The sequence below is a fragment of the Mycobacteroides abscessus ATCC 19977 genome (genome assembly GCF_000069185.1).
Classification (GTDB): domain Bacteria; phylum Actinomycetota; class Actinomycetes; order Mycobacteriales; family Mycobacteriaceae; genus Mycobacterium; species Mycobacterium abscessus.
Window position 1 is genome coordinate 3,005,436 of sequence record NC_010397.1, and the last position, 23,175, is coordinate 3,028,610.

A 23,175-nucleotide genomic window follows, 5' to 3' on the forward strand; every position below is an offset into this window, starting at 1 on the left:
ATGCGATTGGGCTAGTCAGCGATGACGGCCAGGCCGTCTGTGATGGCGAACTCCTCGCCGTTCTCTCCGGTTCGCGCGGTCTCGAATGCGTACGACGTCGCATACCCGATGCGGCCGGTCTGCCAGATACGAGTTTCCAGGTCGTCTCCGGGAAACACCATCTTGGAGAATCTCACCGCGAATCTCTTGAGCCGATTGACATCAGACCCACCAACTTCGGTAAGCACGGCCCATGAGGTAAACGCCATGGTGCACAGGCCGTGGGCGATGATTCCCGGAAGCCCCGCGTCCCTGGCGATCTCCTCGTCGAGATGAATCGGCATCGGGTCGCCTGCCGCCGGCGAATACCGGTATGTCTGATCCGAGTCGACGTGCTGCACAATCTTGGCCAGCGGGGCTTGGCCACGCAGGACCTCGTCGAATTTGTGCCCAGGGCTAAGCTCACCCACCTTCTTGCCGGCATCATGGCCCCGGAAGAAGCACGTCACGTACTGCTCATTGACCAGCTCACCATCCTCGGTACGGCATTCCAGATACACCGCCGCCCGAGTACCCTTCTCCAGCCCCTCATAGCCGATCATCTTGCCGCGCGACACCAGTTTGTCTCCGGGTCGGATGGGACGGTGAAAGTGAAAATCCTGCTCGCCGTGAACTACTCGCGGTATCAGCTCAACCGGTGCGACATCGACCGTCGGCGTGAGCAAGGATTCGAAAACAGGCACGATCGCGAAAACCGGCGGAGCCACATCGCCAGCCAAATGAGCAGGGATTGGATCATTGGTCGCCCGGGCGTATTCGACCAGTCGTTCGCGGGTTACCTCGAATCGGTCTTCGTCAGTCCAAACGTTCAGGCCTTCGTCGTCGAATGCCAGTTCTTCGTCCGGCATTTCAGACCGCCGCCGAGGCTAGTGCGTCGAGCTGCGCAAGCGTCTTGTCAAGCTGCTTGGCGCCGTCCTTCTCCACCGCCTTTGCCAAAGCGCCCTTCACCAATGCGCCCTCGAAATCGCCCGCCACGGTGAACTTTGAGCCGTTGCCCTCAGGCTCGACCGTAAACTCGAACAACGCCTTGACCCCAGCCATACCGGTCCCGGAGAGCACGAACGTGGTCGGTGCGTCCATCTTCTCGATCTTCCACTCGATCTTGTTGGCCATGCCGAGCATGACGATCTTCGCGGTCAGTGCAGTACCTGGGGTAATGGTCTCCGGTACATCACTGAGCCACTTCTCATGGACCGTGAACCACTTGTCCCAGTTCGCAACATCCGAGATGATCGCCCACAGCGCATCCGGGCTGGCCGAGAGATTCTTGGTGGCTTCGATGTGTCCCATTGTTTAACTCCTTAGGTGATCTGTTGGTGAATTTGTGGTTGTTTGATTCAGCGCTCGGCGCGCTGATACGCGGTGATTACCGCCGCACCGCCGAGCCCTATGTTGTGCTGCAGCGCCGCGTCCACGCGATCTACCTGGCGCTTGTCCGCCGCACCGCGCAACTGCCAGGTCAGCTCGGCACACTGCGCTAATCCCGTGGCGCCCAACGGATGCCCCTTCGATATCAACCCACCCGAGGGGTTGACCACCCAACGCCCGCCGTATGTGGTGTCACCGTTGTCGATCAGCTTCCCGGCCTCACCCTCGCCGCACAGGCCCAGCGCCTCGTACAACAGGAATTCGTTGGCACTGAAGCAATCGTGCAGCTCGATGACTTGGAAATCCTCTGCGCCCAAGCCTGATTGGTCGTATACCTGCCTCGCGGCCGACACATTCATGTGGTAACCGATAATCGCCTTGCAGGTGCCGTCGAAGCTGTTCTGGAAATCTGTGGTCATCGCCTGCCCTACGATCTCCACTGCCTGGCTTGCCAATCCATGCCTATCGACGAAAGCCTCGGATGCCAGGATCGCTGCCCCCGAACCATCAGAGGTCGGTGAGCATTGCAGCTTGGTCAACGGGTCATAGATCATCCGCGAGTTCAGGATGTCGTCGAGGGTGTATTCGTCCTGGAACTGTGCATACGGGTTGTTGACCGAGTGCTTGTGGTTCTTGTGGCCAATCTTGGCGAAATGCTCAGCAGTGGAACCGTATTGCTGCATATGCTCGCGCCCCGCCGCGCCGAACATCCACGACGCCGGCGGGAACAACACCTCAGAAATCTCGGCGAGCGCCAGGATGTGCTTCTCCATCGGCTGTGCACGATCATCGTACATTGCGCCCAGCGAGCCGGGATTCATCTTCTCGAAGCCGAGCGCCAACGCACAGTCCGCCAAACCGCCCCGGATCGATTGCGCCGCAAGATAAAGCGCAGTCGATCCCGTCGAGCAGTTGTTGTTCACGTTGACTACCGGGATACCGCTCATACCCAACTCGTAGACCGCACGCTGGCCGGATGTCGATTCGCCGTAGACATAGCCGACATAAGCCTGCTCGACCAGGTCGTACCCAATGCCGGCATCCGCGAGCGCCTTGGTCCCCGACTCTCGTGCCATATCGGGGTAGTCCCACGCCGATCCATCGTCATTGAGCCGACGCCCCGGTTTCTCAAACTTCGTCATCCCCACCCCGACGACGTAAACCCTGTTTGCCATCACATTCCCTTCAGGAGGCTTTCCCGTCTCGAAGAAACATACACACCAGATTGTATCCTGACAAGCCCACTATCTATGCAGGTCAACCATGTTTATTGAAGAGTATCGGCATGTTACAGCGCTATATAAATGCAGATCTGCCAGGAAGATACCTCGCAGGAAGGAGCGCCAAAGGACACAAAAGAGATACGACTGGGAAACGCCTGCCGACTCAGCCCAACGAAGGGAATGCCGCTACCGCAACTGCGCGCAGATGAGCAGACGCGCGGGCCCAACGCCGACGGGCGCGCTCCACATCGCCGTCAACGAAGCTTGCAATGAGGATTCCTCGCAGGGTATCCATTGCGGTGTAAACGATTTTGGCCAGTTCAGCTGGCGCCGGATGCTCAGGGAGCAACTGGACAATAGCCGCAGCCAGCGCACTGTTGACAAACGGTTCCATTCGCTGAATCTGTTGCGCCAGTACTTTATCGGTCCGGGATGCTATCCAAAGTTCCATGGTGGCAACGAATATCGGACCTTGATGGATCTCCCACATGAAGTCCAACACCGCGGACACCGGATCCGGATTTCCTTGTAGCCGTGCGATTTCGCGGATCGCGGCCTGTGTACGTTGCTGCGCCAAATGCTCGATGGCAGCCACCACCAGATCTTCCTTCGACTGGAAGTGATAGGCCTGCGCGCCACGAGTGACGCCTGCCATTTCAGCGATCCGCGGTGTGGTGGTTCCCGCGTAGCCGTGTGCCACCAAGCATTCGACTGTGGCATCGAGCAGACGCGTGCGCATCTCGGCACTGCGCTGCGCTTGAGTGCGGCGCGATGCCCGCCCCTCAAGGTTCGCTACCACCACCGACCAGCCTCCCAGGGCAATCACCTTAGCGTTCTTTCGAGCATACATGCGGACCTGCATCTTCCATGAAGAAGCCGGCTCACCCCCCAGATGCCACCTCGTCAAGCGCTGTCTTCGGCGCCCTCACCGCCTGTGAGGCCCCGGCCAGTCAACCCGTGCCGTTGCAGCGCCTCACGAGCAGACCGGAAACGCACCAGGTAACGCCCGCTGCCTCGCTGCGTTCATTTGCTATTGTGACTGGTAGGCCCAACTATTGGGGGACGAATGCGGTTCAGCGCGACGATCTTCCTCACCGCAGCGCTGCTTTGCGCCTGCGTCTCACCCAGTAGCTCCCTCCGACATGAAGAATGGTCCACGCTCGTCTCGATGCTTGCCGACCAGCAACGCGCCCTGCACGAGAGAGACGCCCATTACGACCTTCCCGACAAGCTCAAACCGGCAACACGCAACGATATTCGCGCCAGGGAACGGCAGTGGGGCCTTTACCTCGACGCCGACCATCGTGAATTGCTCCAGGTCTCCGACGGCCTGCACGCCTTCTGCGGATTCGATGACCTGTTCTCGCTTGCCGATTCAGAGCCCGGCTCGCAGAACTGGAAAGCTATGAAGGCATACATCGCGGGCGCATCCCTCGGCCCTGAATACTTCGGCGCCCATTCCTTCAACCAGCTCATGCCCGTCCTGGGGGCCGAGGGCGATCACATCATGCTCGTCGCCGTCGCTCACTCGTACTACAGCGACGAGCCGGGAGTGGTCTTCGAGCTCGGTGGCGACGGGCCCAACGGCATCGGCCGCTACCCCACCCTGATGGAGGCGGTGCGGAGCAAGGCGGAGTCGTACCAGAAGGAACTCAAGTACATGAACGCGTAGTCCGCACGCGGAACCACAACGGGCGTGTGATCGTCTGACCCTATAAGAAGCAACTTCGGGGGGACCGCATGACCTCGGCACCGGCAGACCACGCCGGCTAACACGTGCCAGCATCCACGATCCCGCCTGCCCCACACCGTCCGCCCGGCCACCAGATAGGTTGAATGTCATGTCCGATCTGCCCAATCGCATCTACTCCGAGTTTCCGGGGATCAGCACCCGAGCCTGGGAACACCCGGCCGACCGGGCCGCACTGCAAACGCTTCGTAGTCTCAAGGGATTCGATAGCATCCTCAAAGCACTGGCAGCGCTGCTGCGGGGAACGCCAGCACCGGCTGATGTATCTGGCGACCGCGATCCGGGCCGACGACCGTCAGTTCAGCACGTTGAACAACACCCTCCACGACTGTGCCCGCATTCTGGACGCTCCGGAGATCCCTGAGCTGTACGTCATCCAGGGCCCCTACGCCAACGCCTACACCATCGGAATGGACCGCCCATTCATCGTGCTCACGTCCGGGTTGCTGGATCTGATGAACGAACAAGAGCTGCGTTTCATCGTCGGCCATGAACTGGGGCATGCGCTTTCCGGGCATGCGGTGTACCGCACCATGCTCCTGCACTTGATGCGACTGGCCGGAAACCTGGGCTGGATGCCCATTGGCGGGTGGGCGCTACGCGCCATCGTGGCCGCACTCATGGAGTGGCAGCGCAAGTCCGAGCTATCCGGCGACCGCGCCGGCATGCTCTGCGGACAAGACGTCGACACCGCGATCCGCGTTGAAATGAAGCTGGCCGGGGGCTCCCGGTTGGACGAGATGGATACCCAGCGCTTCCTGGCACAGGCAGCAGAATACGAGCGCACCGGTGATATGCGTGACGGTGTGCTCAAGTTGCTCAATCTCGAACTGCAGTCGCATCCGTTCTCGGTGATCCGCGCCGCCGAGCTCAGCAAGTGGATCGACCGCGGCGAATACGGTGCGATCCTGAGCGGCGATTATCCCCTGCGCACAGATGACGAGCAGACCGACCTCGGATCTGAATTCCGCTCCGCGGCAAGGTCCTACAAGGAGAACTTCGATTCCTCGACCGCCCCCCTCATCTCGGCCTTGCGGAACTTCGGATCCACCCTCGACGGTGTGGTGAACGTTGTCGGCCAGGGCGTCACCGATGTCGCTACCGACGTCCGGCGCCGGTTCTCGGAGTGGCGCAACAACTCCGATGACGAACCCGACGATGACACCTGAGCACGACAGCCTCCCCATCACGGGGATGCCGCCGGTTATTCGATGGCCCCCGCGGACACTTCCGAATACGCTCAAGTCCCATGACATCGGCTCTCGACCCACACGCGCTACGCGCCACGATGCGCGCCGACCTGGGCGTCGCGATGAAGGCCCGCAACAGCCGGGCCATCAGCGCGCTACGCACCGCGATCGCCGCGATCGACAATGCTGAGTCGGTGGACAGCACGGCGGCAACCGCCCCCGCCAGCGCTCATATTGCCGGTGCCACAATCGGTCTCGGCACGGCCGAAGTGCCTCGCCGCAGCCTCTCCCCTGCCCAGGTGCACGCCATCTTGCGAGCACAGATCGACGATCGGTCCGCCGAAGCGGATCGATACGAGACCCTCGGGCAGATTGAGGCAGCCGAAGGGCTGCGCGGCGAAGCGCAGATTATCGCCGCATACCTATAGCTTGTGGTACCGCCGTGCGATGCCGTCGCAGAGAATCTCGACACCCTTGGCGATCACCTCACGCGGATTGGTCACCTCGGGCAGATCTCCCAATCCCAAGAGGGCGGCCAGCCGTGGAGATTCCGGCACCTCGGCGTTGCCCGCGATGAGTTCAGACAGGCCCGAGAAGTCTGTGCGGGCGCCGGGCGAAACGAGTTGTCCGCCGACGGCACCGAGGCCCACCCCCTGCGAGTAACTCCACACCTGGAAGGTCAGTTCCGCGGCCTCGGGTGCCGCGACCCCCAAATGACTGAATGCCTCAAGCAGCCAGTCGAAACAGACCAGCGTTTCCGGCTGCATGCCATTGCGCGGCACCGCGTACGCCAACAGCACCCAGGGATGGGTGCTGTACAGATCGAAGTCGTGCTCGACGGCCACGCGCACGCGTGCGCGCCAATCCGGAACACCCATCATCTCGTCGGGGTACGCAAAGCGCCGGGTGACCTCCGCCGTCATTTCGACCAGAAGCGCGTCCTTGTCGGCGACATGCCGGTACAGCGACATGGCTCCCACCCCGAGCGCGTCGGCGATCTTGCGCATGGACACTCCGGACAGACCATCCGAATCGGCAATCTCGATGGCCTTGCCGACAATCGATTCCAAGGTCAGGCGCGGATCGGTCACGGCGCTCCCTCCATACTCGATTGACCAGCTAGGCCAATTTGCGTACAGTGTACCCAGCCTGTTGCGTACGCCGTACGCGCCCAAATATACCGCCGGAGCGATGCCCCATGACCAGCTGTAAGTCCACTGCGCCAGAAAACGCGACCGCCCCCGAGGGTGCCCGCGTCGGACGCCGCACGTGGTTCGGACTGGCCTCGCTGCTACTGCCCGTCTTCCTGGTGTCCATGGACGTCTCGGTGCTGTTCTTGGCCATGCCGCGACTGTCCGAATCTCTCAATCCCTCGGCAGCCGAGCAGCTCTGGATACTAGACGTGTACGGATTCCTGCTCGCCGGTCTGCTCATCACCATGGGCAATCTGGGCGACCGCTGGGGACGTCGTCGCCTTATGCTCTGGGGTGCAACACTTTTCGCCGCAGCCTCGGTGCTGGCAGCATTCGCGCCCACTCCGCTGGCGCTGATCGGCGCCCGGGCGCTGATGGGCGTCGGCGGGGCCACACTGCTCCCGGCGAGCCTGGCGCTCATCGGAGTCATGTTCCCCAACCCGCGCCAGAAGGCGCTGGCCATCGGCATCTGGTCTGCGGCGTTCTCGTTCGGTGCCGCCGTCGGGCCCGTAATCGGCGGAGTGCTGCTGCATCATTTCTGGTGGGGTTCGGTGTTCCTCATCAACGTGCCGGTGCTGATCGTGCTGTTACTCACCGCGGACGCGCTTATCCCCGAATACCGCAATCCCATACGAGCCCCCTTTGACCTCGTCGGCGTCGCGTTGTCCATGGTCGGCATCATGACGCTGGTCTATTCGGTGAAAGCCATGGCGACACACGGATTCTCAGCAGCCGTAGCGATCACCGGCGCGGTCGGGGTACTCACCCTTGCGTTATTCGTCCGCCAACAGGTTCGCAACCCACATCCGCTACTGGCGCTGGATCTGTTCCGCAACCGCACCTTCACGGTGGCAATCGTCGGAACTGTCGGAGCCATGGCGACGTTCGGCGCCACCACCTACCTCACCGGGCTCTATGTGCAGTCCGTTCTCGGTTTCGACGTGCTCGCCGCGGCATTCCTGGGCCTGCCGATGGCGGTGGTCGTGGCCTATTTCTCCATGGACGCACCGCGCATCGAACGCGTGCTCGGCGAACGGTGGACATTCGTCACATCGCTCTTGGCAATGGCCCTCGGAAACGCGGTGCTCCTGGCGCTGGGCCCACACGGGCCGGTAGCGGTCTATATCGCGGCGACCGTGATCGTCGGTGCCGGCGCGGGCGTCATGTTCACCTTCGTATCGGCCGTGGCCCTCGGTGCCGCCCCGACCGAACGCGCCGGGCAGGCCACCGGTATCTCCGAAATGAGCTTCGAACTGGGGACGGCTTTCGGGCTGGCGCTATTCGGCGCGCTCGCCTCGGCGGTCTTCGCAGCGCGTACCCATGTGCACGAGACGCTCGGACAGGCTATGGCCAATGCCAAGGAACTCGGGGGCGACGCAGGGGCCGCCGCGGCCGAGCTGGCGCGCACCGGGTGGGCGGACGGCATCCACGCCGTAGCCAGCGTCTCGACGCTGCTCCTGGTGGCCATCGCGGTCGCCGCCGCAGTCGTGATGCGCCGCACCCAGGACTGACCGGCCGCCCACCCGGGAACCTTCGGTGCTCCAGACTCGTAGAAAACATATGACCCGCGAGATCCGAGACATCGACTCCGCATCCGAAGCCCTCGCACACCGCGTGATCGCGACGGCATTCGCCGAGGACCCCGTGCTCCGGTGGGTCAACTCCGACCCCCGGCGCGACCAGGCGATCTTTCGCGGCGTCGCCCTGGCCCTGCACGGCTCCGGCCAGGGCGAGTACCTGCTCTATGAGGATGGGGTGGCAGTCGGGGCCGCGCATTGGGATCCCCCGAGTTGGGAACCGCCCGCCGCGCAGAGGCTGCGGGCCATTCCGCCGCTGCTCGGCGGGATCCGGCTGGGCCTCGCTCGGGGTGTTGCGCTGGCGCGCGCCGCCGCGTCCGTCCGCCCTACGCACCCTCACTGGTATCTCGCGACCATCGGCGCCGCTGTTCCCGGCAGGGGGATCGGCTCCGCACTCCTCAAACATCAGATCGATCAGATCGAGGGACCCGCGTATCTGGAGAGCTCCAATATCCGCAACAACCCCCTCTACGAACGTTTCGGCTTCAAGGTGGTCGAGGAGATAAAGCCCACGACCCACGGACCCTCCCTGTGGGCCATGTACCGGGACTGATTGCGCCCCAACGGGGCTGAGGAAGAGGCCACCGGATTGCTGAGAATCGGTAACGACCACGGCTAGGCTGGCGATGGAATACCTAGAGTTCGGTGTGCACTTAGTGCTGATAGTTGTCCCTGCGAGGCTCGGTGGGGACACCAGTAGTACAGAAGGTTGAGATGACGACTGTTCCGTCTCCTGCCGAGGATACGGCGATGCGGATGTGGGAATTCCCCGAGGAAAATCCGGAACCGCCCGCCCGGTGGGGCAAGTATGTCCCCGGCGAACCGCAGCTGCGTGCGGCGGCATTCGGCACGCTGGTCGGCCTCCTGGTAGCGGTACTCATGGGTGCGGCATATGCCGCGCAGCCCGGCGCATCGCTGTGGGCTTTGAACAAGACCATCTTCCCCACCCACTCGCAGGACATCGCGGTGCGCGCGGTGGTGTCCGACCTCAAGAACGCTCAGGACATCCTGGGGAACAACAAACAGCCCTCACCCGATCAGCTCACCCAGGCACGCAGCTCACTCAATGAGGCCAAGCAAGGTTTGGAATTCGTCTCCGACTCCGACGAGCGCACCTCGCTGCAAAATCTCTATCTGCAGCTCAACCAGCAGCTGCGCCAGTACACCCCCGAACAGGCCCAACAGCTCCCCGCGCTGCCGGCGCCCCCAGGAGTCAACACCGACACAAATCTGGCCGCCAACATCGGGCCCGCGGCACCTGCGTCGTCACCACCGCCCAGTTGGGGGTACGCCACCGCGGCCAGCGCCCCGGCCCCGGCAGCAGAGTCCTACCTGGTCCCGCCGCCCGCGGGCATCCCGGTCGATCCGGTACCCGACTGGCCGGCACCCGTTGCGCCGCCTTTGACGCCGAACCTGCTGGATCTGGGGGGTTATGACCCATCGTGGTCCCTGCTGTACGGATACAACGTCTTGGATTGGTTCAACTGGGGGCTATCCGGATTCAACCGGTACGGATACGACTTCATGGGCTTCGACCGGTGGGGCTATGACCGCTGGGGGTACGACCGGTGGGGCTATGACCGCTGGGGTTACAACTGGGATGGCTACAACTGGTCGGGATACAACCGCGACGGCCGCGATCGCGACGGCCGCAATGAGTGGGGGCAGATCCACGACGACGACCCCCGCGACCAGGGGTGGTATGACCGCTACCACCCTTACCGCCAGTACTACGACTGGAAATTCCAGAACACCAATCCCGTCTACAGCCGGAGCCTCTGGGATCAGTCACATGGAATCGACCCGTCCCAGTACCGAGATTGGAATCTGAATCGCAACTGGGACAACCCGTTGGAACGTGACTGGTCACCGGTCGCCCGCGTCGCCGATCGGCCGCTACTGGCGGAGCCCGTGGTGAACCTGGACGCATCGCTCGCGCAATTCATCACCGACGACAAGTCGGCCCGGTCGTCGCAGGACCTGATCAAGGATCTGTCGAACAAGTCGGCCCGCAACTTCAGCAAGGAGCTTGCCGCTCAGACCCCCCGGCCCGATAGGTCGACCGGACCGGATGCACCTGCTGCCGTAAAGCCGGCCGCTCCACCAGTATTGACGGCTCCGGTGCCGGTGGTGCCACCCAAGGAGGTGCCCGCCGATTTCACGCCTCCGTCGTTGCCCCCTGTTGCGCCGGTGACTCCCGCGCCACGTACGACATCAAGTGCGCCGAGTTCGGCCCCATCGACGGAACCGTCACACACACCGGAACCGTCGTCCGAGCCTCCGGCCAACGGGACAACGAGCAACCCGGGTCCCACTCCAACCTCTGTCGCGCCGGCACCCACCCAGAAGGATGAGTCCTCCGCACCGGTGACCACCGCCGTCACTCCCACTCATGAGACACCGGCAACGACTGCTCCGCGCCAGACGGCCACCGTGCCACCGTCACAACCCGTGGAACCCACGACGGCTCCCGAGCCGACCAAACAGCACAGCACGCCGACCCACGATGTGCCGACATCCGAGGCACCCGCACCCCGAGCGACGGCAGAGCCGGCACCCGCAGAGCCCCCCGCCAAGCAGGCGCCCGCCGAGCGAGAAACACCCCCGTCACGTACCGCAGCGCCGGAGCCCGCCGCCCCCACCCGAGAAGCCCCCGCTCGCGAGGCACCCACGCGGGAAGCACCGAGTTACAGCACGGCCACGCAGGCACCCAGCGCGGGGGGCGGCAACAGTGGTGGTGGCAGCGGCGGCGGGCGCCACTAGCGAGGGCTCCCCATCGCGCCAAGTAAGGGTAGCCTTAGTTCATGCCTACGACATGGATGGACACCGTGGTACGGCAAGTGCGCCGGGTCGGCGACTTTCCGTTCCCCCGCCAGGCTGCCCTCGTGCTCGACAACCCCATTCACCGGAAGTTTGTGAACCCCGCCGGAGTGGCCGAGCAGTTGGCGCTGCACGGCGGCGAACACGTGTTGGAGATCGGCCCGGGCCCTGGAATCTTCAGCGTGCACATCGCGTCACGACTCCCTTCCGGTCGACTCGAGCTGTTCGACGTGCAGCCCGAAATGCTTGAAATGGTGAAGAGCAAGCTCGATCGCGCCGGATACCGGAACGCCGGATTCCATTCCGGTGACGCCGGCAACGGTCTCCCCTTTTCCGACAACACTTTTGACGTCGCATTCCTGGCCAGCGTGATCGGCGAGGTGCCGGACAAGGCGGCATGCGTCCGGTCATTGGCGCAGGTGCTCAAGCCCGGCGGGCGGCTGGTATTCCACGAGATCTTCCTCGACCCCGATCGACTCGGAATCTCCGAACTCCGCTCCCTGGTCGAACCGGCAGGATTCACCTTCGCGGCGGCAACAGGAAGCCGATGGCGCGACATCGTCGAATTCGCACGTACTTAGACACTCGACTCAGGCAGACACCCGACTTAGACACTCGGACAAAGCGCCCTCGGCCCCGCGTACTCCGGCCCGGACAGTCCGCGCGCCAAGCCCGTCTTGCGCACTTCCATACGGCGATTCACCAGTGGATTTACCTCCCGAACAGCGGGACACTGATTGTGAGGAATGCCATAGCTGAATATATCGTTAGTTTAGGTAATCTACTTTTCAGACTTCCCTGAGAACTCCCTGTCGATTTGAGGCTGCCCATGACCGTGACCAACGAAACCAACCCACAGCAGGAGCAGCTATCCCGCCGTATTGAAAGTCTGCGCGAAAGCGATCCGCAGTTCCGGGCGGCCCAGCCCGACCCGGCGGTCGCCGAACAGGTGCTGCGCCCGGGCCTGCATCTTTCTGAAGCCATTGCGGCGTTGATGACTGGATACGCTGAGCGCCCGGCGCTCGGTGAGCGCGCACGCGAGTTGGTCACCGACCAGGATGGCCGCACCACGCTGCGCCTGTTGCCACGCTTCGACACCACCACATACGGCGAATTATGGTCCCGCACAACATCAGTCGCCGCTGCATGGCACCACGACGCCGCCCACCCGGTTAAGGCCGGCGATCTGGTGGCCACCCTGGGATTCACCAGCATCGACTACACCGTGCTGGATCTGGCGATCATGATCCTCGGTGGCGTGGCGGTTCCGCTACAGACCAGCGCCCCGGCTTCGCAGTGGACGACCATTCTGGCCGAAGCGGAACCCAACACTCTTGCGGTAAGCATCGAATTGATCGGCGCTGCAATGGAATCTGTGCGGGCCACGCCTTCCATCAAGCAGGTCGTCGTGTTCGACTACACCCCCGAGGTCGATGATCAACGGGAGGCATTCGAGGCAGCAAGCACACAACTCGCCGGCACCGGCATCGCCATTGAGACCCTCGATGCCGTCATCGCCCGCGGCGCCGCACTTCCGGCCGCACCGCTCTACGCACCATCGGCCGGCGACGATCCGCTGGCGCTGCTCATCTACACCTCCGGCAGCACCGGGGCTCCAAAGGGCGCCATGCACAGCGAAAACATCGTGCGCCGCTGGTGGATTCGTGAGGACGTCATGGCCGGCACCGAGAACCTGCCCATGATCGGGCTGAACTTCATGCCGATGAGTCACATCATGGGACGCGGCACCCTCACCTCCACCCTGTCTACCGGTGGAACCGGATACTTCGCGGCGTCCAGTGACATGTCAACGCTCTTCGAGGACATGGAGCTGATCCGCCCGACGGCCCTGGCCTTGGTTCCACGCGTGTGCGACATGGTGTTCCAGCGATTCCAGACCGAGGTGGACCGGCGTCTGGCGAGCAGCGACACCGCCAGTGCCGAGGCCGTTGCGGCCGAGGTCAAGGCCGATATCCGTGACAACCTCTTCGGTGGCCGCGTATCGGCGGTCATGGTCGGTTCTGCTCCGTTGTCCGAGGAGCTGGGTGAGTTCATCGAATCCTGCTTCGAGCTGAATCTGACCGATGGCTACGGCTCCACCGAAGCCGGCATGGTGTTCCGCGACGGCATCGTGCAACGCCCGCCGGTCATTGACTACAAGCTGGTTGACGTGCCCGAACTGGGCTACTTCTCCACCGACAAGCCGCACCCGCGCGGTGAGCTGCTGCTGAAGACCGACGGCATGTTCCTCGGGTACTACAAACGCCCCGAGGTGACTGCCGGCGTCTTCGACGCGGACGGTTTTTACATGACCGGCGACATCGTCGCCGAGCTGGCCCACGACAACATCGAGATCATCGATCGCCGCAACAACGTGCTCAAACTCTCACAGGGAGAGTTTGTCGCGGTCGCCACCTTGGAGGCCGAGTACGCCAATAGCCCTGTGGTGCACCAGATCTACGTCTACGGCAGCAGCGAACGGTCCTACCTGCTAGCAGTCGTGGTGCCGACGCCGGAGGCCGTGGCCGCCGCCAAGGGCGACGCGGCGGCACTCAAGACGACCATCGCGGACTCGCTGCAGGACATTGCCAAGGAGATCCAGCTGCAGTCCTACGAAGTCCCCCGTGACTTCATCATCGAACCGCAGCCATTCACCCAGGGCAACGGCCTGCTGACGGGTATCGCCAAGCTGGCGCGTCCGAACCTGAAGGCGCACTATGGACCGCGGCTGGAGCAGATGTACGCCGAAATCGCCGAGCAGCAGGCTGCCGAGCTTCGGGCGTTGCACGGAGTGGACCCAGACAAGCCCGCGCTGGAAACGGTCCTCAAGGCGGCGCAGGCCCTGCTCGGCGTCTCGTCGGCCGAACTGGCCGCGGACGCGCATTTCACCGATCTAGGTGGCGATTCGCTGTCCGCACTGTCCTTCTCGGATCTGCTGCGCGATATCTTCGCGGTCGAAGTACCGGTCGGAGTCATCGTCAGTGCCGCAAACGATCTCAGCGGTGTTGCGAAATTTGTTGATGAACAACGCTATTCGGGCGGGACGCGGCCGACCGCGGAGACGGTGCACGGCGCCGGGCATACGGAGATCCGGGCCGCGGACCTGACCCTGGATAAGTTCATCGACGAGGCCACCCTGCATGCGGCACCGTCGCTTCCGAAGGCCGTCGGGATCCCACACACCGTCCTGCTCACCGGGTCCAACGGCTACCTGGGCCACTACCTGGCACTGGAATGGCTTGAGCGCCTGGACAAGACAGAAGGCAAGCTGATCGCCATCGTCCGCGGTAAGAATGCCGAGGCCGCCTACCGCCGCCTCGAGGAAGCCTTCGACACCGGCGACACGCAGCTGTTGGCGCACTTCCGGTCGCTGGCCGACAAGCACCTCGAAGTACTGGCCGGCGATATCGGCGACCCCAACCTTGGCCTGGATGCCGACACCTGGCAGCGCCTGGCCGACACCGTCGACGTCATCGTGCACCCCGCCGCCCTGGTCAACCACGTACTGCCCTACAGCCAGCTGTTCGGACCGAATGTCGTCGGCACCGCCGAGATCATCAAGCTGGCCATCACTACCAAGATCAAGCCGGTCACCTACCTGTCCACGGTCGCGGTCGCGGCATATGTCGATCCGACGACATTCGACGAAGAGTCCGATATCCGGCTCATCAGCGCGGTGCGTCCCGTGGACGAGCTGTACGCGAACGGCTACGGCAACAGCAAGTGGGCCGGCGAGGTACTGCTGCGCGAAGCCCACGATCTGTGCGGACTACCCGTCGCGGTCTTCCGCTCCGACATGATCTTGGCCCACAGCCGCTACACCGGACAGCTCAACGTGCCCGACCAGTTCACCCGACTAATCCTCAGCCTCATCGCCACCGGAATCGCACCCGGCTCCTTCTACCAAGCACACGCCACCGGCGAACGCCCACTCGCCCACTACGACGGGCTACCCGGTGACTTCACCGCCGAGGCGATCACCACGTTGGGCACCCAGGTGGTCGACAGCTACGAGACCTACGACTGCGTGAACCCGCATGCAGACGGAGTCTCGCTGGACAACTTCGTCGACTGGCTCATCGAAGCCGGCTACCCCATCGCACGCATCGACAACTACACCGAATGGTTCACCCGCTTCGACACCGCCATCCGAAGCCTCCCCGAAAAACAGAAACAACACTCCCTACTACCACTGCTCCACGCATTCGAACAGCCGTCCGCCGCCGAGAACCACGGCGTCGTCCCGGCAAAGCGTTTCCAGCACGCTGTGCAGGCCGCCGGAATCGGTCCGGCCGGGCAAGACGGCACTACCGACATTCCCCACCTGTCGCGGCGGCTGATCGTGAAATACGCCAAGGACCTCGAACAGCTCGGACTCCTATGACCCGCGCGCTTACAGAATCGACGGTTTCGTAAGCTGCCGATATGACGATCGACGCCACCGCGGACAACACCAAGGAAGCACGTCGTCAGCGGTTAGGCGACCGCATCAGGCGCCTATTCACCGACGATGAGCAGTTCCGTGCCGCCAAGCCCGATACCGCGGTTGATACCGCCGTCGCCCAGCCTGGTCTGCGTCTCGCCCAGGTGGTCGCCACGATCATGAACGGGTACGCGGACCGTCCGGCGCTCGGGCACCGAGTCCAGGAGCTCGTCGCCGACGCCGCCGGCCGTTCGACGCTGCGCCCGTTGCCCGAGTTCGAGACGGTCACCTACGGAGAGCTGTGGGGCATGGCCCGCGCGTTGGCCTCCACCTGGTACCACGATCCCGCCGCTCCGGTACGGGCCGGGGACTTCGTCGCGATGCTCGGCTTCACCAGCGTGGACTACACCGCTGTCGACTTGGCATGCATCCACCTTGGCGCGGTGGCGGTTCCATTGCAGACCAGCGCATCGGCATCCAACTGGACCGCGATCCTGGCCGAATCGGAACCTGCCGTCCTGGCGGTAAGCGCCGAGTTGCTCGATACGGCAATGGAATCGGTGCTCGCCACGCCGTCGCTGCGGCACATCACCGTCTTTGACTATCATCCCGGTGTCGACGTGCAGCGCGAAAGTCTCGAATCCGCACAGCACCGGATCGCCGAGGCCGGCCTGCCGATTTCGGTAGACCCGATACCCCTGGCGATCGGGCACGGGCGCGCCTTGCCGGATGCGCCGTTGTTCACCGCAGAGGAGGGTACCGACCCGCTGGCCCTGGTGATCTACACCTCGGGAAGCACCGGAACTCCCAAGGGCGCCACCTATAGCGAAAAGATGGTCGCCAAGCCCTGGCTGCGGGCCGACACGTTGAGCTCTAAGGCCGAAATTCCTTTGATCAACCTGAATTTCATGCCAATGAGCCATGTGATGGGACGCGGTAGTCTGGTCACTGCCCTGGCCTGCGGCGGCCTGGCTTACTTTGCCGCGTCCAGCGACATGTCCACGCTGTTCGAAGACATCACGCTTACGCGCCCCACCGTGGTGACACTCGTGCCCCGTGTGTGCGACATGCTTTTCCAGCGCTACCGCAACGAGGTTGAACGCCGTACCGGGCTTGATCCGGCGGCCGACCTGGCCACCCTTGATGCCGATGTCAAGACCGATATCCGCGAAAACCTGTTCGGCGGGCGTGTTCTGACAATCGTGTGCGGCTCTGCCCCACTGTCCGAGGAACTGGCCGCCTTCATCGAATCCTGCCTCGATGCCCGTATCACCGATGGCTACGGCTCCACCGAGGCGGGCGTCATCGTGCGCAACGGCCGCATTCAGCGCCCGCCCGTCATCGACTACAAGCTGGTCGACGTGCCTGAGCTCGGTTACTTCTCCACCGACAAGCCGCACCCGCGCGGCGAGCTGCTCGTGAAAGCCGAATCGGTGTTCGGCGGCTACTTCAAACGCCCCGACGTCACCGCCGACGTATTCGATCCCGACGGGTACTACAAGACCGGGGACATCGTCGCCGAGCTCGAGCCCGACAAGATCCAGATCGTGGACCGGCGCAACAACGTGATCAAGCTGTCCCAGGGTGAGTTCGTGGCGATCGCCAACCTGGAAGCCGAGTTCGCCAATAGTCCACTGGTGCATCAGATCTGCGTCTACGGCAGCAGCGAGCGGTCGTATCTGCTAGCGGTGGTCGTGCCGACCGCTGAGGCATATGAACAAAGCGGTGGAGATGAGGATCTACTCAAACGCCTGATCGCGGACTCTCTCGCGCAGGTTGCCCGCGAGGCCCAACTGCAGTCCTACGAGGTACCGCGCGACTTCCTGCTGGAGACCGAACCGTTCACCGCTGCCAACGGCCTACTGACCGGCATCGCGAAGCTGGCCCGACCGAAGCTCCATGAGAAGTACGGCGCCCGCCTGGAGCAGCTGTACTCCGATATCGCCGCCGCCCAGGCGCTTGAGCTGCAAGCACTGCACTCTGCCGGACATGAGGACAAGCCTGTCCTGGATACCGTGCAACGCGCGGTCACGGCGTTGTTGGGGCTGTCGGCGGCCGAGGTGAGCCCAGACGCGCATTTCATCGACCTTGGTGGCGATTCACTATCCGCCCTTGCCTTCTCGGACCTGCTGCGCGATATCTTCACTGTGGAGGTTCCGGTTGGCGATATCGTCAGCGCCGCCAACGATCTGACCGCTATCGCACGCATCGTGGAAAGACACCGGGAAGCAGACGGTCATTCGGTAACTCCCACCGCCGAATCCGTGCACGGTGCCGGGCACCGCGAGATCCGGGCCGCGGACCTGACGCTGGACAAGTTCATCGACGCGGACACCCTGCGCGCGGCCCCGGCACTGTCCACATTCACCGGCACCCCGCACACGGTGCTGCTCACCGGCGCCAACGGCTACCTGGGGCGGTTCCTGGCCCTGGAATGGCTTGAGCGCCTGGACAAGACAGACGGCAAGCTGATCGCCATCGTCCGCGGTAAGAATGCCGAGGCCGCCTACCGCCGCCTGGAGGAAGCCTTCGACACCGGCGACACGCAGCTGTTGGCGCACTTCCGGTCGCTGGCCGACAAGCACCTCGAAGTACTGGCCGGCGATATCGGCGACCCCAACCTTGGCCTGGATGCCGACACCTGGCAGCGCCTGGCCGAGACCGTCGACGTCATCGTGCACCCCGCCGCCCTGGTCAACCACGTACTGCCCTACAGCCAGCTGTTCGGACCCAATGTCGTTGGCACCGCCGAAATCATCAAGCTGGCACTCACCACCAAGATCAAGCCCATCACCTACCTCTCCACAGTGGCCGTGGCAATCTCGGTGGACCCCAAGGTATTCGATGAAGACTCCGACATCCGCACGATCAGCGCGGTACGACCAATCAACGACGGCTACGCCAACGGATACGGCAACGCGAAATGGGCTGGCGAGGTACTGCTGCGCGAAGCCCACGACCTGTGCGGACTACCCGTCGCGGTCTTCCGCTCCGACATGATCTTGGCCCACAGCCGCTACACCGGACAGCTCAACGTGCCCGACCAGTTCACCCGACTAATCCTCAGCCTCATCGCCACCGGAGTCGCACCCGGCTCCTTCTACCAAGCACACGCCACCGGCGAACGCCCACTCGCCCACTACGACGGCCTGCCTGCGGATTTCACGGCATCGGCCATCACCGCCCTCGGGCCCATCGAGGAGTTCCACACCTACGATTCGGTGAACCCGCATGCCGATGGGATCTCGCTGGACAACTTCGTCGACTGGCTCATCGAAGCCGGCTACCCCATCGCACGCATCGACAACTACACCGAATGGTTCACCCGCTTCGACACCGCCATCCGAAGCCTCCCCGAAAAACAGAAACAACACTCCCTACTACCACTACTACACGCGTACAGGCATCCACAACACCCACACAACGGCGCATTCCTGCCCGCGATCAGGTTCAGTGAAGGCGTCCAGGCCCATCTGAACGCCGACATCCCGCACCTCACGCGGGAACTCATCGCGAAATACGCGGCCGACCTGAAGCAGCTCGGGTTACTCTAGTTACACGAATTTCTGTGCCCTGCTTTCAATTCCGCGCGAATACTCGCGAAAGCAGGGATCCCGTCCCAATCTCGGTGTTACTGTCGCCGCCATGGGACAGTGGTCGCGCGACGAACTGCAGAACATGTTCGATCACCACCTTCGGGTGGTCGACGAAATTGGCCCCAAGGGTGATTGGGCCAAATACGCCGACCTGTTCTCCGAGAACGCCACCTACATCGAACCGACCTACGGCACCTTCGAGGGCCGCGAGGCGATCCGCACGTCCATGGTCAAGACGATGTCGGAGTTCCCCGGGGTGGAGATGCCGCACTACTTCTCCAACTGGCATGTCGTCGACGAGGAACACGGCTGGATCATCTGCGAGCTGGTCAACAGAATGAAAGATCCTGGCGACGGAAGCATCTGGGAGGCAACCAATATCAGCATCTTCCGTTACGCCGGCGACAACCACTGGGCCAGCGAGGAAGACGTGTACAACCCCATGCAGTTCATGATGGCCATCCAGGGTTACGTGCAGCGCAGCAGTGAGCTGGGCTCGCTGTCTCCCTTGGCCGAGACCTTCGGGAAGAACATGGGGTGGCTCGGCTAGCTCGCCGCCAGGAATCTTCCTGCTTTGACCGTGCTGCCGAAACCCTCGACAAAGGTGCCGTAGGAGTAAACCTGCTGACCGCCGACAATCGTGGCCGCAATCGCGTTATCGTTGCGACACACCTGGCGGGACACCCCAAACTCCTCCATGTACTGCTCGTGGTACTCATCGAGCGAATCATCAAGTCCCGCAGGATCAATTACGGCGATATCGGCGGTGTCGCCGATACGAAGCCGCCCCGCGTCCAGGCCGTACCACTCACCGAGTTCACCGGTGAGTCGATGCACGGCGGCTTCGAGGGACATAAACGGAGTACCCGCCTCGCGGGCCTCCTTCACACGTTTGAGCAACCGCAACCCCGCGTTGTAAAACGACATATTCCTCAGGTGCGCGCCGGAGTCGTTGTTACCCAACTGGAAATGCCGATACTTGACGGCCTCGTTGAGAACATCGGTGCGGTCGTTGGCGATGGTGGTATGCCAACGCACCTTCCCGGGGTACTCCGAAACGAGATCGAGGAACGCGTCCACCGGCTGCACACCGCGAGCGTCGGCCACCTGTCCGAATGACTTGCCGACCACCGATTCGTCGGGGCAGCCGACGATCTCGGTGTCGTACATGTCCCGGTTCCATGCCACCACGCCGTACTTCTGCGCCATCTCCTTGCGGAACTTGCGCCGGTAGCCCTCGTCCTTGATCAGGTCGACCCGCTGCAGCTGATCACGGATGTCCAATGCGGCCGTGCCGGAGGCGAACTCCTCGAAGATCACCAGATCCATACCATCGGAGTAGAGATGGAAGGGCACCGCGAGCAGCTGGAAATTGACCTGCGACCGCAACAGCGGGTTGAGTCCGCCGGTCGCGGCCTTGAGAAGTTTGATGACCGAACGGTTGCTCTTCAGATCGAAGGCTGCCAGCAGCGTCGTCTTGAGCGACCGCCGCCAGGGACGTGCGCCGCTGAGCAGGAAGTGCATGATCGTCTCGGGGCGCTTCTCGACATCGAGATTCGACTGCACCACGGCTCCCCGCCGGCGCACCACGTCGTAGAGGGCACCGTATTCGCGCCACGTGGCGTAGGTGGACGGCAACTGGCGGCCCGCAAAGCGCGTGCCTTCGAGCTTGGAGAAGCGCAGCCGGTCGGTGGACAGGCCCACGAATCCGGCGTCGAGGGCATCGGTCACCATCGCACGCATGCGGGCGAGTTCCCCGGCCGTGGGGCGCTCGTCATAGTCTGTCGCGCGGGCCAGTCCCATGACCGCGGCACGGATATCAGAATGCCCGATCAGCGTCGCGACATTGGCGCCCAACGGAAGTGACTCGATGACCTTGCGATAGCCACGCGGCCCATCCCAGTCCTTATGTTCCTTGAGGGCGGAGTGGACCGCATCCCACGGCAGGGCCTCCACCCGGGCGAAGAGGTCGGCAACATCCTCGGGATCGGCGTACACCGCGGACATCGAGCAGTTGCCGTAGATGACGGACGTGACACCGTGGCGCACGGATTCTCCGAGGCCCGGACTGACAAGGACCTCGGCGTCGTAGTGCGTATGCACGTCAACCATGCCGGGGATAACCCATTTGCCGCCAGCGTCGATCACCTGGTCCGCGTCGGCAGCCGGCAGATCGGGCGCCATGGCCACCACGTTGCCGCCACGGATCCCGACATCCACGGCTCGGCCCGGCGCTCCGGTCCCGTCGAAAACCAGGCCGCCGCGCACCAGCAGGTCAAATGTCGCCATAGTCGATACACCTCGTTCGATCAGCAGATACTCAGCTTATCGCTGCTCATCTCGGCCTACCTGAAAGCCCCGTCCGGTGCTTCACAAGTACTTCACAACTGATTGCTACCGTGCGGCACGAACTGAGTTGACCACTTCGAGCAGAACCGTCGACGCAACCGCGTATTGACGCCGTCATCAACCGGCGCGCCAACACCGCCCTACTGCCCCGGGCCTACGGGTGGACTCGAACGGAATTTTCCCGCGACACCTGGCGCGACATGAAGCGGGTGTCGCGGGAGGCATTCCCTGCCCGCCGAATCATCCGTCGAAGAAGATCTGCACCCGCTCCGACTCCGGCAATGTCTGGCAGGCCAGCGTGAACCCGTCGGCCACCTCGCTGTCGATGAGCGACTCGTTCATGAGCATGCGTGTCTGGCCCCCCTTCACCGAGCAGATGCAGGTAGCGCAAGCCGATTCGCGGCACACGTAGGGCGCGTCGATACCCGCATCCAGCAGCACGTCGAGCAGTTTCTTACCCCGCGGCCAGTCGAGAATATGTGTGCTGCCATAGATTTCGACTTCCAGCACGGTATTCCCAGTGGCGTCACTGCCCGCGACTCGGATCGCCTCGGTTGTCACTGGCCCACCGCGCGGCGCCCGGGTAGGCGATCATTGAGCTCGCCATCGGCACCGAAGAGAATCCCCTGCCACTCATGTAGCAGTTCTTCGGTGTCGATATCGTCGGGATGGAAGCCCGGACGCATGTACTCGGCGATATCACGCATCAGTCCCTTCACCAGCGGACCGCGATACACATCTACGGCCTGACGCAGCACTGCCAACGGTTTCCAGCCGCTTGGGTCGGTCAGAATCGACGCCAACACCGCCAGCGTCATGAACGGCAACGTACCCAACCAGATCAGGGACATCACGCCGATCCGTATCGATTCGGGGCCGCCCACCGACCGGTACACGTCGAAGGCCACCGACTTGTGCTCCATCTCCTCCATGGCATGCCAGTTCAGGAGGTGATGGATCTCTTCGGACATCGGAATCTCTTGTAACTCGGGGCTGGAGAGCACCCGCTGAGCCAACACCGCGGTGTAGTGCTCGGCGGCCGCCGTCATCGCCAGGTGCGCGATTTTAGGCGCGCGCTTCTCCAACGCGATCACGAATTTCTCGCGCCGGCTGCCCTCATCGAAGTTCATGATCCGGACCAGGGGGTAGCCCATGTCGACGATCTTCTCGTTGAGTTTGCGGTGCTCGCGTCCGTGCATGGCCTCCTGGCCGATGAAGCCGGCGACCCGCTTCTTGAGCACTGGGTCGGTGATCTGGTCGGAGTAGTTGCGCACGGAACGGATGAACGACTCCTCGCCGGGAGGAAACGCCCCGGAAAGGAGCGAGACCAGGTGACTAAAGACGATGTCGCCCTCGACGTAGTGCTTCTTCATGGGGGCCGGCTCACCGAACCGGAAGTTCATCCGGCGCACCTTGGGCAATGCACGCGCCGCCACTCCCCGCCGTCCCTGCTCGACAACAGCCATGACGGAACTCCTTCCTAGGACATCTTCATTGATGTCTGACCTGGCGATTTATTAGTAGTACTCTTAGTACTACTGCTAGTATCCATATCGCGCAGCACGAGCACAATAGGCAGCACGAGCGTGTCCCCCGAACCGGACAGCTAACGGCCGGGCACACGTACCATCACTGGTGATGAGAGGC

General features: G+C 63.1%; 17 protein-coding genes and 1 pseudogene. 10 read left to right on the top strand and 8 right to left on the bottom strand.

Features of this window, described 5'->3' with window-relative positions; all coding sequences use genetic code 11:
• Positions 1 to 11: 11 nt before the first annotated feature.
• From MAB_RS14970 to MAB_RS14985, 4 genes are all read right to left on the bottom strand, one after another.
• Positions 12 to 887, bottom strand: coding sequence for a MaoC/PaaZ C-terminal domain-containing protein (locus MAB_RS14970; RefSeq protein ID WP_005111464.1), 876 nt, complete (start codon positions 885 to 887; stop codon positions 12 to 14).
• Between the two features lies 1 nt (position 888).
• Entirely contained in the window at positions 889 to 1,329 is a 441-nt protein-coding gene (locus MAB_RS14975) for a type II toxin-antitoxin system Rv0910 family toxin (RefSeq protein ID WP_005111466.1), read from the bottom strand.
• Between the two features lie 47 nt (positions 1,330 to 1,376).
• On the bottom strand, positions 1,377 to 2,582 hold the full coding sequence (locus MAB_RS14980) for a lipid-transfer protein (protein ID WP_005111467.1): 1,206 nt from the start codon (positions 2,580 to 2,582) through the stop codon (positions 1,377 to 1,379).
• A 211-nt stretch (positions 2,583 to 2,793) separates the two neighbouring features.
• On the bottom strand, positions 2,794 to 3,456 hold the full coding sequence (locus MAB_RS14985; RefSeq protein ID WP_005111470.1) for a TetR/AcrR family transcriptional regulator: 663 nt from the start codon (positions 3,454 to 3,456) through the stop codon (positions 2,794 to 2,796).
• A 342-nt stretch (positions 3,457 to 3,798) separates the two neighbouring features.
• Here MAB_RS14985 and MAB_RS14990 point away from each other — a divergent pair, with 342 nt between their 5' ends.
• The 3 genes and pseudogenes from MAB_RS14990 to MAB_RS15000 all read left to right on the top strand — a co-directional run bounded on the left by MAB_RS14990 (position 3,799) and on the right by MAB_RS15000 (position 5,998).
• The gene (locus tag MAB_RS14990; RefSeq protein ID WP_005111473.1) at positions 3,799 to 4,302 is read left to right on the top strand and encodes an SMI1/KNR4 family protein; all 504 of its coding nucleotides are present in this window, start codon (positions 3,799 to 3,801) and stop codon (positions 4,300 to 4,302) included.
• 169 nt (positions 4,303 to 4,471) lie between these two features.
• Positions 4,472 to 5,549 (top strand): annotated as a pseudogene (locus MAB_RS14995) (M48 family metallopeptidase).
• 80 nt (positions 5,550 to 5,629) lie between these two features.
• Positions 5,630 to 5,998, top strand: coding sequence for a GatB/YqeY domain-containing protein (locus MAB_RS15000; protein ID WP_005111477.1), 369 nt, complete (start codon positions 5,630 to 5,632; stop codon positions 5,996 to 5,998).
• Here the strand turns inward: MAB_RS15000 and MAB_RS15005 are convergent.
• Positions 5,993 to 6,661, bottom strand: a complete 669-nt coding sequence (locus MAB_RS15005; protein ID WP_005069122.1) for a TetR/AcrR family transcriptional regulator — start codon at positions 6,659 to 6,661, stop codon at positions 5,993 to 5,995. The two genes, MAB_RS15000 and MAB_RS15005, sit on opposite strands and share 6 nt — an antisense overlap.
• Before the next feature lie 107 nt (positions 6,662 to 6,768).
• Here MAB_RS15005 and MAB_RS15010 point away from each other — a divergent pair, with 107 nt between their 5' ends.
• The 7 genes from MAB_RS15010 (at position 6,769) to MAB_RS15040 (ending at position 19,729) form a co-directional block, all read left to right on the top strand.
• On the top strand, positions 6,769 to 8,274 hold the full coding sequence (locus tag MAB_RS15010) for an MFS transporter (protein WP_005111479.1): 1,506 nt from the start codon (positions 6,769 to 6,771) through the stop codon (positions 8,272 to 8,274).
• A 49-nt stretch (positions 8,275 to 8,323) separates the two neighbouring features.
• A complete protein-coding gene (locus MAB_RS15015; protein ID WP_005076362.1) occupies positions 8,324 to 8,893 on the top strand; it encodes a GNAT family N-acetyltransferase in 570 nt (189 codons plus the stop codon).
• 161 nt (positions 8,894 to 9,054) lie between these two features.
• Positions 9,055 to 11,103: a hypothetical protein gene (locus MAB_RS15020; RefSeq protein ID WP_005122793.1), complete on the top strand. Its 2,049-nt coding sequence runs from the start codon at positions 9,055 to 9,057 to the stop codon at positions 11,101 to 11,103.
• Positions 11,104 to 11,159: 56 nt separating this feature from the next.
• Positions 11,160 to 11,741, top strand: a complete 582-nt coding sequence (locus MAB_RS15025; protein ID WP_005111484.1) for a class I SAM-dependent methyltransferase — start codon at positions 11,160 to 11,162, stop codon at positions 11,739 to 11,741.
• A gap of 248 nt (positions 11,742 to 11,989) precedes the next feature.
• On the top strand, positions 11,990 to 15,544 hold the full coding sequence (gene car, locus MAB_RS15030) for a carboxylic acid reductase (RefSeq protein WP_005111486.1): 3,555 nt from the start codon (positions 11,990 to 11,992) through the stop codon (positions 15,542 to 15,544).
• Positions 15,545 to 15,585: 41 nt separating this feature from the next.
• Positions 15,586 to 19,137 carry a carboxylic acid reductase gene (gene car, locus MAB_RS15035; protein ID WP_005111488.1) on the top strand — a complete coding sequence of 1,184 codons (3,552 nt, stop codon included), beginning with the start codon at positions 15,586 to 15,588 and terminating at the stop codon, positions 19,135 to 19,137.
• A gap of 91 nt (positions 19,138 to 19,228) precedes the next feature.
• Positions 19,229 to 19,729, top strand: a complete 501-nt coding sequence (locus MAB_RS15040; RefSeq protein WP_005111489.1) for a nuclear transport factor 2 family protein — start codon at positions 19,229 to 19,231, stop codon at positions 19,727 to 19,729.
• Here MAB_RS15040 and MAB_RS15045 read toward each other — a convergent pair.
• The 3 genes from MAB_RS15045 to MAB_RS15055 all read right to left on the bottom strand — a co-directional run bounded on the left by MAB_RS15045 (position 19,726) and on the right by MAB_RS15055 (position 22,994).
• On the bottom strand, positions 19,726 to 21,468 hold the full coding sequence (locus MAB_RS15045; RefSeq protein WP_005081996.1) for an N-acyl-D-amino-acid deacylase family protein: 1,743 nt from the start codon (positions 21,466 to 21,468) through the stop codon (positions 19,726 to 19,728). The genes MAB_RS15040 and MAB_RS15045 overlap by 4 nt on opposite strands.
• Positions 21,469 to 21,768: 300 nt before the next feature.
• Positions 21,769 to 22,089: a 2Fe-2S iron-sulfur cluster-binding protein gene (locus MAB_RS15050; protein ID WP_005081994.1), complete on the bottom strand. Its 321-nt coding sequence runs from the start codon at positions 22,087 to 22,089 to the stop codon at positions 21,769 to 21,771.
• On the bottom strand, positions 22,086 to 22,994 hold the full coding sequence (locus tag MAB_RS15055; protein WP_005081992.1) for a metal-dependent hydrolase: 909 nt from the start codon (positions 22,992 to 22,994) through the stop codon (positions 22,086 to 22,088). The genes MAB_RS15050 and MAB_RS15055 overlap by 4 nt, the downstream gene beginning before the upstream one ends.
• Between the last annotated feature and the right edge of the window lie 181 nt (positions 22,995 to 23,175).